The sequence below is a fragment of the Paenibacillus jilunlii genome (assembly GCF_900102965.1).
In the GTDB taxonomy this organism is placed as follows: Bacteria; Bacillota; Bacilli; order Paenibacillales; family Paenibacillaceae; genus Paenibacillus_AQ; species Paenibacillus_AQ jilunlii.
On the sequence record NZ_FNGM01000002.1, the window covers coordinates 362082 to 374285 of the forward strand.

Here is a 12204-nt window from a genome sequence, read left to right on the forward strand (position 1 = left end):
AGGTACTTTTACCTCTCATTTCCCCCAGTGGCCCGTTTGCAGCGGAATCAGAGGTACTTTTACCTCTCATTTGCCCCACTGGCCCGTTTGCAGCGGAATCAGAGGTATTTTTACCTCTCATTTCCTGCTCCAACATCGGCGCACCCAACAACGGTATTTCCCCGTTGTCTCCCCCTGCTTCAGCCTAAGCAGATACATGTAACTCCCCAACTCCCTGTTTCATCCTACAACAGCATATTAAACACAGCACACAGCCCATTAAATGTAATATTAACTAACACGCATGATTAAATTTCCACCTTAAAAACCCAAAATTAACCTATAAATTTTATAATACGTCACATTTCTTTACTGATAGCGCTTTATAATTTAAATTGGGGGTTGATTATTTTCAGGCCATCCTCTATGATATTCTCATCAGGTTGATTACAAAGTTTAAACGATTAAACTTTTAAATCTGATTATTAATTATATCCCCTTGTTTACTCCATATTACAATGTTTATTTATCATAAAAGTTAAAGCGCTTATACTTTATAACATGAGGGGCTGGTGTGTAAGTGATTAAGAGTGAGAGCAGGCGGCAGACGTTCTATATGTATATGTTCATCTCTCCGTGGCTAGTCGGTTTTCTGGTGTTCGCCTTGTACCCTATCCTTTCGTCGCTGTATTACAGCTTCACCGATTATGACATCATCCACCCGCCGAAGTTCATCGGACTCGCCAATTACATGGAGATGTTTCACAACGAGCTGTTCTGGAAATCGGTGACGGTTACCCTGAGGTACACCCTCGTCAGTGTGCCGATACAGCTGCTGCTGGGCCTTGGCTTCGCCCTTCTGCTGCATCAGACGATTCCGCTGCGCGGATTTTTCCGCACGGCGATGTATTTTCCGAGCATGGTATCCGGGGTGGCGATGTCGCTCCTCTGGTACTGGATCTTCAACCCGCAGATCGGCCTCTTCAACTACATGCTCTCCTGGTTCGGCATCCATGGCCCTTCCTGGCTGATGAACCCGGATACAGCACTATATGCCTTGATCATCATGTCCTTTTGGACCGCCGGTTCAGGCATGATCCTCTTCCTGGCCGGGCTGCAGGGTGTGCCAGCCAGCCTGATCGAAGCCGCCAACCTTGACGGAGCCGGGCGGTTCAGGATTTTTCTGAACATCACCCTGCCGATGATCTCGCCCGTGCTGCTGTTCCAGCTCATTATGGGCCTGATTGATTCATTCCAGGTTTTCACCCAGGCCTTCGTCATGACCCAAGGGGGCCCGAACTACTCTACCTGGTTCTATGTCTACAATCTTTACACCAGTGCCTTCAAGGAATACCGGGCCGGCTACTCTTCTGCCCTGGCGTGGGTGCTGCTGATCGTCGTCATGATATTCACGGCCATTATTATGAAGCTGTCGAACCGTTATGTGCACTATGAAGGAGGCGGACGCCGATGAGCATTGTCCGAACAGCCAACCACCGCCCTGCCGCTTCCGCGCACCGCCGGAGAATCGATCCCGTGAAGGCAGCCAGCTTCATCACACTGCTGATCACCACTTTTCTAATGCTGCTGCCGCTATTCTTCATGGTCTCCACTTCGCTGAAGTCGAAGAAGGAGATGCTGAAGTTCCCGCCGACCTTTCTGCCTGAGAGCTGGGCGTGGAGCAACTACCGGGATATTTTTGATACGCTGCAGTTCGGTACGCTCTACAAGAACAGCCTGATCATTGCCGTGCTGACGGTCATCGGCACCCTGATCTCCTCGGGGCTGGTCGCTTACGGGTTCGCCCGGTTCAGAGGCAGAGGCAATCAGTTCCTGTTCGTCCTGGTGCTCAGCACCATGATGCTGCCGTATCCGGCGATTATGATTCCGCAGTTCGTGCTCTTCTCCCACATGAACTGGATTGATACTTTCCTGCCGCTGATCGTGCCCGCGTTCTTCGGCTCGGCGTACAACATTTTCCTGCTGCGGCAGTTCTTCACTACCCTGCCCGAGGAATTGTTCGATGCCGGGCGGATCGACGGCTGCGGCGAGCTGCGGATGTGGTGGACAATTGCCCTGCCGCTGTCGGCTCCGGCACTGGCAACGGTTGCGATTTTTGCTTTTATCTACAGCTGGAATGACCTGCTTACTCCCGTTCTCTACTTAAGCTCGTCGGAGAAGTTCACTCTGCCGGTCGGCATGGCTTCCCTAACCTCGTCGCGCTTCCGCATTCCGCCCTGGCATCTCTTGATGGTTGCTTCCGTGCTGGCGATGCTGCCTATCGTTACCTTGTTCGCGCTTGCCCAGAAGCAATTCGTCGAGGGCATTGTACTAACCGGCATCAAGTAATTACCGCCCTAATCCGGCGGTCCAATACGACTTGAAATCATGGAGGGATTAGCTGATGAACAACCGTAACCGAAAAACAACCGCCCTGCTGCTTGCAGCCGGTCTAACTGCAATGGCGGCCTTATCCGGCTGCAGCGGAGGCAAATCGGCAGGCAACGTGGCCACAGGGAACAATGGGGCTGCCGGTGAAGGCGGCTCAGGCGAACCAGTGACGATTACCTACTATACCATTGATTCGGAGGACCGCACATTTGTTGAGAAACTGATTCCCGACTTCGAGAAGGAACATCCGAACATCCAAGTCAAGGTAGAAAAAGCGCCCTACGAGCAGTTTGACAGCAAGCTGCAGACACTGATCGCCGGAGGCAAATCGCCGGATGTCACGAGCCATTACGGATATGGCGGTTTTGCCGAATATTACAACAAGGACATGCTGCTTGATTTGACCGATCTGATTAAGGAAGACGGATTCAAGGCGGAGGATTACCACATTCCTGACAACCTCATGAAAATCTATACCGTCAAGGACCGTACCTACGGCATTCCGGTCAACATGTATGTCACCTTGATGCTCTACAACAAAGACATGTTCGATGCGGCGAAGCTCTCCTACCCGCCAAGCGATTACGAGGACAAAAGCTGGACCTTTGACAAGATGGTCGAAGAAGCTAAGAAAATGACCCTGGTCTCTGATGATATTGCCAAAACCCAGTACGGTGTGGACTTCACCTGGGCCGAACGCGATATGCGGCCGCTTTATTTTGGAGCTGAGCCTTATTCTGAAGACACCTGGTCGAACGGGGGCGTGCCTTCCGAAACTCATTTCGACTCTCCCGAGGTGATTGCAGCTTATCAAAAGCTGTTTGATCTGATATTCAAGGATAAAGTCTCACCAACCTCCGAGTGGAGCAAAAGCGTAGCCGGCCAGAATGGCGATCCCTTCGTCGCAGGTAAAATCGGCATGTCCATCGGCGGCTCATGGAACCTGGCGGGAGCGAATGATTTTCCATTCAAAATTGGTGTAGCCGCTGTTCCCTGGGGAGGCAATGACAAGGTGCGCAGCACGCTGTTCGTCGATCCGCTGATGATTCTGAAGGACTCCAAGCATCCGAAGGAAGCTTTTGAATGGATTAAATATCTGGTAACCACCGAGGTCCAGGAGAAGTCCATCGAGCTGAGCGGCGGCAATCCGCCGGTCAATACCGAAGCCGCGGAAGCGTATTATAAGCATTTTGAAGGCATTGATCCGCAGGATGTGAAAAAGGTCTACGAGGGCGCGGTTAAATACGGCTTCGAATCCTACAACCATCTGATCACCAACTACTCGCAGATCAACGACATGTTCATCAACGAGCTGCAGCCGGTCGAAACCGGGCACAAGACACTGGAAGAGGTTATGCCGGTGATCCAGAAGAAAGTGACCGAGATTATTAAAAGATAAGTCCCTGCGTTTAGCGGATATCCGGCAAGCCCTGTATACTGAAGGTAAGGTTAGATTCGGAAAATCCGCTGTAAGGAGCGTTTGAGATGAAAGTAAGTATTTTTGATGTAGCCAAAAAATCCGGGTTATCCGTGGTCACGGTATCCCGGGTCATCAACGGCGCAGGTTCGGTCCGCGAGAAAAACCGCCAGAAGGTGCTGGAGGCCATCAAAGAGCTGGATTACCGCCCCAATGCGGCGGCCCGCAGCCTGGCCAGCGGCAAGACCGGCATCATTGGCCTGATCGTTACTACGCTGCAGGACTCCTTTTTCGATGCGGTGGTCAAAGAGCTGAATGAAGTGCTGGCGCTGCATGGATATTTTCTGGCCATTTCCATTTCTACCGGCATCGATTCCGACGAGAACCACTACCTGATCCAGGAGGACCGGGTGGATGGTCTAATTCTGCTCTCGCCGATGCAGGAGGACAATTATATTGTAGAGCTGAAACGGCGGGGCATCCCCTATGTGCTGATCGATAACCAGCAGCCGGAGAATGACAGCTATTCGATCACCATTGACAATGTAAAAGGCGGGTATGCCGCAGCCTGCCACCTGCTGGAGCTGGGGCATACCTCTATCGCCCATCTCTGCGGTCAGGAGATGTTCCGCAGTACCCGGGAACGGCGCGCGGGATTCCTGAAGGCGCTTGAGGAACGGGGGCTGGCGCCCTTCGAAGTTGTTCATGGCGATTTCGAAATTGCCCAAGGCTACGATACGGCCAAACGCTGGCTGTCCGAAGGCAATCTGCCTACGGCTGTTTTTACCGGCGATGACAATATCGCCCTTGGAGTAATCAACGCACTGATGGAGGCCGGAGTCCGCATCCCGGAAGAGGTATCCATCGTCGGCTATGACGATCACTACATCGCCTCGCAGCTTCGCCCGCATCTGACGACCCTGCGCCAGCCCGCGGATAAGATAGGGATGGCCGCTGCCGATATGCTGCTGAAGCGCATAGGCGGGACAATGAAGCGCGGTGCCAACGTAAAGATCGACCCTGAGCTGATTGTGCGGGAATCTACCTCGTCCAGGTAGACCTTTGCTCCACAAGAAGTAATTCAGGATGTGAATGCTAACAAAACTTAGCGTGTGCTTTGGAAGCGGGTTTTGCGAAGTATATTAAGGAAACGTGGACTACAAAACTTTAGGAGTGACGACCATTGGCTTACTATATGGGCATCGATGGCGGAGGAAGCAAAACCTACGCCCTGCTCTGCGATGAGCACGGCAATGTGCTCGGCAAAGGCAGGAGCGGCAACGGCAACCACCAGACGGGAGCCCGCCGGGCCGCAGCCAGCATCAGCGCGGCGGCCTTCGCGGCGCTTGCGGAAGCCGGACTTCAGCTCAGCGATATAACACACGCTTACCTGGGACTTGCCGGTGCTGACCGCAAGACCGATTACGATATCCTCCATCCGATGATCCGCAGCATCGGATTTGTGAATTATACGATCAGCGGCGACCCGATAATCGGTCTGCGGGCGGGCACGAGCCGCCCCTTCGGGGTTGCCCTGATCTGCGGCACCGGCACGAACGCCGCCGGGCGCAGCCGCGAGGGCCGGCATTATCAATGCGGCGGTTTTGATTACATGTACGGCGATTTCGGCGGCGGCGGAGCGCTGAACATCGAGGTATTCCGCACCGTGCTCCGGGCCTGGGACGGGCGCGAGGCGCCCACTCTGCTGACGGAGCCGCTCTTGAAGCTGCTCGGTTATGCACAGGTGGAGGATATGTTCAATGACTTCCTCGATCACGGGAAGTCTGTACCGCTGGATGCCGCCCGCCTGCTGTTCCCGGCAGCGGCTGAAGGCGACGCCGCCGCGCTGGCTATTCTGCACCGCCAGGGCGTGGAGCTGGGCAAAGCCGCTGCTGCCGTCATCCATCGGCTGGGCATGGAAAACGATGTGTTCGATGTGGTCCTGGCTGGAAGCCTGCTCACCCGGGGCGACCGGGGCTGGATCCGCGGCCCGATTGAGCAGGCGGTTCACCATGCAGCTCCGAACGCTTCGGTAGTCACCTTAACTACGGAGCCTGTCGTTGGTGCCGTATGGTCGGCACTGGAGGAGGACGGCCTTATCGTAACTAACGGGATTCATGAGAAAATGCGTGTGTTTCAGGATTTTGAAGCAATTCCCATTACAACCAGACAGGAGTGATTTATCTTGGCAGCTAACCAAGGTCTCAAAATCGCCGTCATCGGCGGCGGCTCTTCCTATACCCCCGAACTTGTAGAAGGCTTCATTCTTCATCACAAGGAGCTTCCCGTCCGCGAGCTATGGCTTGTAGACATTGAACCGGGCCTGCGCAAGCTGAATATTGTCGGCAGCCTCGCGAAGCGCATGGTCGAAAAATCCGGACTTCCGATCGAGGTCCACCTGACAACGGACCGCTGCAAGGCGATTGAAGGCGCCGATTTTGTCAGCACCCAGATTCGTGTCGGCATGCTGGATGCCCGTGGCCGTGACGAATCAATCCCGCTGAAATACGGTGTGATCGGTCAGGAAACGACCGGCCCGGGCGGCATGCTGAAGGCGCTGCGCACGATCCCTGTCATCCTGGATATCTGCCGGGATATCGAGGAGCTGGCCCCGAATGCCTGGCTGCTCAATTTCACGAATCCGGCAGGCATGGTTACCGAGGCCGTGCTGCGGTATTCGAACGTCAAAAGTATAGGGCTGTGCAATGCCCCGATCGGACTGATCAAGCAGGTATCCGCCAAATACAATGCTGCGCCTGACCGGATCTATGCCGAATTCGTCGGCCTGAACCATCTGCATTGGATTACCCGCATTGATGTAGAGGGTGAAGATAAGCTGGATGAGATGCTGGCAGATACTGCAGGCTACAGCGCAAAGAATGTTCCGGCCCGGGAGTGGAATCCCGAGTTCCTGCAATCCTTGCGCGCTCTGCCCTCCTACTACCTGAAATACTTCTATATGACCGATGCCATGCTCGCAGAGCAGACGGAATCCTTCAAGCAAGGCGGCAACCGCGCCGAGGTCGTCAAACGTGTAGAGGAAGAACTGTTCGAAATCTACGGCAACCCGGAGCTGAATGAGAAGCCGAAGCAGCTGGAGCAGCGCGGGGGGGCTTTTTACTCCGAGGCTGCAGTCAATCTGATGCGTTCCCTCCACAATGGCACGAACGATATCCAGACGCTGAATGTCGCGAACCGCGGAATTCTTGATTTTCTGCCGGGGGATGCCAGCATTGAAGTCAACTGTGTGGTGACCAAGACCGGACCGCTGCCGCTGCCGCTGACCAAGATCCCGCCTATGGCCAAAGGACTGATCCATGCCGTCAAAACCTATGAGCAGCTCGCGATTGACGCCGCCGTGACCGGGGACCGCAGCCTGGCAATCCAAGCGCTGGCGCATCATCCGCTTGTGCCTTCCGTGGAAGTGGCCATCGCTATGCTGGACGAAATGCTGGAAGCCAACAAGGAATATTTGCCGAACTTTTTTGCCAAGAAAACTGCCGGGATACCGGGACAATAAATGTGTTCAGCAAAAAGAGACTGCCTAAATCCGCAGAACATCCTGCGGATAGGACCGTCTCTTTTTGGCTTTATTAACGAATGGTATTTTACTGCTTAACCAGAACGGTCAATTCACCTTCAAATACCTTCTCATCCTTCTGGTTGAATGTTGACAGCCATACAGTAACGCTGCCTGTCCCATTCTTTTTCTCTTTTAGCCCGGTCACTTCAACGACGGTATGCAATTCATCCTCTGGATACACGGGTTTTATAAATTTCAGATGATTCATAGCCGTTCCGGCAACAATATCCTCGCCATATCTCCCGGTTTCGACCCAAAGTTTAAAGGAGACAGCCATCGTTTGTATTCCTGAAGCGATAATTCCATTGAATCTCCCTTGCTTTGCCTTCTCCTCATCCAAATGCATATACTGCGGGTCAAACTCCGCTGCAAAACCCGTAATACTCTCTTTAGTTATCGTTATAGACTTGGTTGTAAAAACTTGTCCGGCATAAAATTCATGAAACTTCATTAAACGCACCTCTCAGCTGATTTGATATGTTGGGTAACCGGCTTTTGGATTATCCCGGGACTACTCCCGGTTCTGCTTCCGGTATTGCAGCGGCGAACGTCCGGTGATTTCCTTGAATACCCGCCCGAAATGAGCGATGCTCTCGAATCCCGTCTCCCGGGCGATCCGGGTCACTCTCCAATCCGTTGTCCGGAGCAGGGCTTTCGTCTCGCGGATGCGGACATAATTCAGATACTCGATCACTGTAAACCCTGTCGTCTGCTTGAACGTCCGGCATAAATACGTAGTGCTGATGAAAAAATGCTCGGCAATGCCTCCAAGCGTCAGCTTGTCGCCATAATGGGCTTCCAGATATTCAATAATGCCGTAGACCCGGTGCTGTGCCTCACTTTGCTCCGGAATCACCACCGCCGGCTTTGCTTTACGGATGCGGTCCAGCCGGATCAGCAGTTGAAGCAGCAGAGTCTGCAGATACGGCCTGCTCCATAACGCTTCCTCCCGCTGCTCCTGCAGCATCGCCTGGAACAGATCCGCAATCTCCCCCTGCTCATGGGCGTTGGGCCGGAGCAAAAAACTCTCTCCCCGAAACATTTCTGCGAGGTCCGGCACAAGGCCTGCAGCAGGCTCCAGGAACAGGTCGTCAAAATTGACCAGAATCCGCTCATGCCGCGAGCGGTTGCGGCTGGTTGTACGGTGCAGCTGATTTTTGTTGATGAAGACCAGATCGCCTGCCTCCAGGGCATAAATCCGGTTATGGATATAATAATGCCGCTCCCCGGACAGCAAATAATAGATTTCATAGGAATCATGGAAATGATCGGTATCCATATTGAAATTACCGGACCGTCTGAGCTGCTCCACCTGAAAAAAAGGCTCCACACCGCACCTCCCTTGAGGATAAAATATGCATACATTTTTCTGAATCGAACTAAATAACGTTCACTTTTTGCATTTCCTATACTATAAAATAGAATCAAATCCAAGTAAATGGAGTGATCCCCTTGTCCAAAAAGAAATATGTAATCGTCGGCACCGGCGGCCGGGCCGAGTTTTTTTACGGCGCACTTGTTACCGTTTACAACGAAACCTCCGAACTGGTCGCCATCTGTGATGTCAATCAGACGCGGATGAATTTCGCTAACCGTATGCTGACGGACAAATACGGCTACCATGAGGTGCCTACCTACAAGGCTGAGAATTTCGACCTGATGATTGAAGAGACCCGGCCTGACTTCGTACTGGTAACGACCATTGACCGTACGCATCACAAGTATATTATCCGGGCCATGGAGCTGGGCTGTGATGTCATTTCCGAGAAGCCGATGACCATTGATGAGGAGAAATGCCAGCAGATTTTCGATACCATTGAGCATACCGGCAAGAACCTCCGGGTAACCTTCAACTACCGTTACGCACCGCATAACACAAAAATCCGCGAGATTATTATGGACGGCATGCTGGGCGAAATCCTGTCCGTCAATTTCGAGTGGCTGCTGAACACCCGGCATGGAGCGGATTATTTCCGCAGATGGCACCGGGACAAACGGAACAGCAGCGGCCTGCTGGTGCATAAATCGACGCATCACTTCGACCTGATGAACTTCTGGCTGGCTTCGCAGCCGGATACGGTCTTTGCCATGGGCGATCTGCGGTTCTACGGCAAGGAAAATGCAGAGAAAAGAGGCATCACCGAATTCTATCAGCGTGCCTATGGCAGCAAGGCTGCCGAGAATGACCCCTTCGCGCTCCATCTGGACCGCAACGAGCACCTGAAAAGCATGTATCTGGACGCGGAGCATGAAGACGGGTATCAGCGCGACCAAAGTGTGTTCGGCGACAATATCAGCATCGAGGATACCATGAATGTAATGGTCAAATACAAGAATAAGACCGTTATGAACTATTCGCTGAACGCTTATATGCCTTGGGAAGGCTTCATAATCGTCTTCAACGGTACAGAAGGCCGTATGGAGGTTCGCGTCACCGAACAATCCTACGTCAATTCCGGCGGCAAAAAAGAAAATGAAGGCGCGTTGGAGGGGGTCAACATCACCATCTACCCGCACTTCAAAGAGCCTTACCGCGTCCAATTCGAAAGCAGTGCAGGCGGCCATGGGGGCGGTGATCCGGTGCTGCTGCGCGACATTTTTGACAGGAAACAGGAGGACCGCTTTGGCCGTGCAGCCTCGCACAAGGATGGGGCCATGTCAATCATGACCGGGATTGCGGCCAACCGCTCCATGCGTACCGGCCAGCCGGTGAAGGTGGACGACATCTGGAAAATGTAATCAAAAAGACGTGCCTTCCTGCCAAGAGCGGAGAGCACGCCTTTTTTTATGAAGTATACTTGCCGCTACAGCAAATCACTCAGTAGATCCTGCTTAAGCTTCTGTAAAAACTGCAATTGCAATTCACATTGCTCATACATATTCTCGAAAATCAACAGCACATTCTTTGAAACCTCGGAATATTTCTCCTTTTCTTTTTGTCCCGCTTTCATTTCATCATATATAGTCTGGATCGCCTGCTGCTGTACCTCAAGCGCTCCAATGATTTCTTCTTTCGGCGCTTCATCCATAAACGTTAGAACTGTATACAAAGCGGACGGGAAAACAACGGAAGCTTTCTTAAACGAGCTAATCAGCATGCTGTTAAATTCATGCTTTCCCTTGGGGGTGATGGAATAAATGGCTTTTGAGCGATTGCCCGTTTGCTCAAGCTTTTCCAGACGGACTAATTCATCTTTGTCCAGTTTTCTTAGGGCATGGTAAATAGATGCAGGCTGCACGTATGCCCATTTATCTGTTTGCGCAGATATCATCTTTTGTTGGATCTCATAGCCGGACATTGACCCATATTTCAACAATAGTCCAAGTACCATTACATCTGTCATGATCTTCGCTCCGCTCAAATAGTAAATTCATAGTATTAAAACTATAGTACTAATTATTACATTCAATTCTATATTTGAACTTTTCATCTGTAAAGAAAATTTATTACGAATTCGCCCATTCGCCCCACTTTACACCATATGGGTTAGTTGCTATAATACAATCGTAAATCCAATACTAAATGTTAAGTATTAAATATAAACTACTATATATTTAGTAAAGGCTGGACAGATGGGAGTATTTTAATCACATTTTCAACCAACAAAGCGAAAGAAGGTCTTATTATGAACACGATCACCCAAACCAAACAAAAAGCAGCTCTGTTAGTAGTCGGGATAGCGATTTTTTTGGATATGCTGATTTATGGACTGGTGGTGCCCATTCTTCCGAAATATGCAAGTGCTCTGGGGGCTTCCCAGACCGAAATCGGCTTGCTCTTTGGGAGCTACGCAATCGCGTTGTTCATCGCGACACCTATATTTGGAGCTTTATCAGACCGGATTGGACGACGCGGGCCTATGCTGTGGGGATTGCTTGGATTGGCTGCAGCTACACTATTGTTTGCATTTGCCGAGGAATATTGGATGCTTATAGCAGCAAGAGCCCTGCAGGGACTTGCCGCAGCGATTACCTGGACATCCGGATTAGCCATACTTGCCGATCTTTACCCTTCCGAAGAGCGCGGCAAAGCCATGGGGCTGGCCTTGTCAGGTCAGGCTGCCGGAATCCTTCTTGGGCCCAGCTTAGGGGGCTGGATGTATCAGTTAGGGGGTTACAAACTTCCTTTCCTCTTTGCAGCAGTTCTGGCTATAGCTGATGGAGTGCTTAGAGTTTTTCTGTTACGTGATTTACCCGAAAGAACATCGGGAACGTTCCTCTCATCATTCGGTTTGCTGCGCAACCGTAGTCTGCTCCTAATCTGTGGTGTTGTGGTTATCGGTTCGGCTATACCGAGTGTATTGGAGCCTACCCTGCCACTGCATTTACAGGAGAAATTCAACGCGGAGCCGGGTTTTATCGGAATGTTATTCGCTATTCCTACATTATCCTACGCCCTCGCCACCCCTTGGATCGGTAAGTTAGCCAGCAAGATCGGGTATAAGAAAGCTGTGCTAATTGGACTTGCAGTAGTTGCCATAAGCCTGCCGCTCTCCGCTCTGCCGGGCTCCATGTGGATGCAGGGCGCTTCTCTAGTGCTGCTGGGAATCAGTATGGGTATGGTTCTTGCGCCTTGTCTTCCTGCACTTGCGGACATTTCGGAACAAAGCGGACTTCCTTCCTATGGAATCACCTTTGCCCTCTATAACACAGCCTACTCGTTCGGAATGATTGTAGGACCAGTGACCAGCAGTGCGCTGACCGATGCCATCGGGCTGAAACTTTCGTATCTCTCTGTTGGTTGTGTAGCACTTTTGTATATGTTAATCCTGCTTCCAAGTCTCCGCAAAAGGGAAGTGACCCGATTAAACAGCAATGCTCAGGACCGGTAACG

The 12204-nt window shown here is 51.8% G+C and carries 11 protein-coding genes; 8 read left to right on the forward strand and 3 right to left on the reverse strand.

Annotation, left to right across the window (positions count from 1 at the left end):
- The first annotated feature begins 595 nt into the window (after positions 1–595).
- The 6 genes from BLQ82_RS06370 (at position 596) to BLQ82_RS06395 (ending at position 7307) form a co-directional block, all read left to right on the forward strand.
- Positions 596–1453, forward strand: coding sequence for a carbohydrate ABC transporter permease (locus BLQ82_RS06370; protein WP_062523675.1), 858 nt, complete (start codon positions 596–598; stop codon positions 1451–1453).
- On the forward strand, positions 1450–2328 hold the full coding sequence (locus tag BLQ82_RS06375; protein WP_062523559.1) for a carbohydrate ABC transporter permease: 879 nt from the start codon (positions 1450–1452) through the stop codon (positions 2326–2328). The genes BLQ82_RS06370 and BLQ82_RS06375 overlap by 4 nt, the downstream gene beginning before the upstream one ends.
- A 55-nt stretch (positions 2329–2383) precedes the next feature.
- Entirely contained in the window at positions 2384–3769 is a 1386-nt protein-coding gene (locus tag BLQ82_RS06380) for an ABC transporter substrate-binding protein (RefSeq protein WP_062523560.1), read from the forward strand.
- 86 nt (positions 3770–3855) lie between these two features.
- The gene (locus BLQ82_RS06385) at positions 3856–4845 is read left to right on the forward strand and encodes a LacI family DNA-binding transcriptional regulator (protein ID WP_062523561.1); all 990 of its coding nucleotides are present in this window, start codon (positions 3856–3858) and stop codon (positions 4843–4845) included.
- A gap of 125 nt (positions 4846–4970) precedes the next feature.
- On the forward strand, positions 4971–5966 hold the full coding sequence (locus tag BLQ82_RS06390; RefSeq protein WP_062523562.1) for an N-acetylglucosamine kinase: 996 nt from the start codon (positions 4971–4973) through the stop codon (positions 5964–5966).
- A 6-nt stretch (positions 5967–5972) separates the two neighbouring features.
- The gene (locus BLQ82_RS06395; RefSeq protein WP_062523563.1) at positions 5973–7307 is read left to right on the forward strand and encodes a 6-phospho-beta-glucosidase; all 1335 of its coding nucleotides are present in this window, start codon (positions 5973–5975) and stop codon (positions 7305–7307) included.
- 88 nt (positions 7308–7395) lie between these two features.
- Here BLQ82_RS06395 and BLQ82_RS06400 read toward each other — a convergent pair whose 3' ends face one another.
- Both BLQ82_RS06400 and BLQ82_RS06405 read right to left on the reverse strand, forming a co-directional pair.
- Positions 7396–7821 (reverse strand): MaoC family dehydratase, encoded by a 426-nt coding sequence (locus BLQ82_RS06400; protein ID WP_062523564.1) that lies wholly within the window; start codon positions 7819–7821, stop codon positions 7396–7398.
- A gap of 60 nt (positions 7822–7881) precedes the next feature.
- On the reverse strand, positions 7882–8649 hold the full coding sequence (locus tag BLQ82_RS06405) for a helix-turn-helix transcriptional regulator (RefSeq protein WP_062523676.1): 768 nt from the start codon (positions 8647–8649) through the stop codon (positions 7882–7884).
- 173 nt (positions 8650–8822) lie between these two features.
- On the opposite strand from BLQ82_RS06405, the gene BLQ82_RS06410 reads away from it, so the two are divergent.
- Positions 8823–10109, forward strand: a complete 1287-nt coding sequence (locus BLQ82_RS06410; RefSeq protein ID WP_062523565.1) for a Gfo/Idh/MocA family protein — start codon at positions 8823–8825, stop codon at positions 10107–10109.
- A 65-nt stretch (positions 10110–10174) separates the two neighbouring features.
- Here BLQ82_RS06410 and BLQ82_RS06415 read toward each other — a convergent pair whose 3' ends face one another.
- A complete protein-coding gene (locus BLQ82_RS06415; protein ID WP_062523566.1) occupies positions 10175–10714 on the reverse strand; it encodes a PadR family transcriptional regulator in 540 nt (179 codons plus the stop codon).
- 282 nt (positions 10715–10996) lie between these two features.
- Here BLQ82_RS06415 and BLQ82_RS06420 point away from each other — a divergent pair, with 282 nt between their 5' ends.
- Positions 10997–12202, forward strand: coding sequence for an MFS transporter (locus tag BLQ82_RS06420; protein ID WP_062523567.1), 1206 nt, complete (start codon positions 10997–10999; stop codon positions 12200–12202).
- Positions 12203–12204: the final 2 nt, after the last annotated feature.

Bases quoted from the DNA above. Each gene is read 5' to 3' on its own strand.
- BLQ82_RS06380 (WP_062523560.1), top strand. From the start codon at position 2,384: ATGAACAACCGTAACCGAAAAACAACCGCCCTGCTGCTTGCAGCCGGT.
- BLQ82_RS06385 (WP_062523561.1), top strand. From the start codon at position 3,856: ATGAAAGTAAGTATTTTTGATGTAGCCAAAAAATCCGGGTTATCCGTG.
- BLQ82_RS06370 (WP_062523675.1), top strand. From the start codon at position 596: ATGTATATGTTCATCTCTCCGTGGCTAGTCGGTTTTCTGGTGTTCGCC.
- BLQ82_RS06400 (WP_062523564.1), bottom strand. From the start codon at position 7,821: ATGAAGTTTCATGAATTTTATGCCGGACAAGTTTTTACAACCAAGTCT.
- BLQ82_RS06415 (WP_062523566.1), bottom strand. From the start codon at position 10,714: ATGACAGATGTAATGGTACTTGGACTATTGTTGAAATATGGGTCAATG.
- BLQ82_RS06420 (WP_062523567.1), top strand. From the start codon at position 10,997: ATGAACACGATCACCCAAACCAAACAAAAAGCAGCTCTGTTAGTAGTC.
- BLQ82_RS06375 (WP_062523559.1), top strand. From the start codon at position 1,450: ATGAGCATTGTCCGAACAGCCAACCACCGCCCTGCCGCTTCCGCGCAC.
- BLQ82_RS06405 (WP_062523676.1), bottom strand. From the start codon at position 8,649: ATGGATACCGATCATTTCCATGATTCCTATGAAATCTATTATTTGCTG.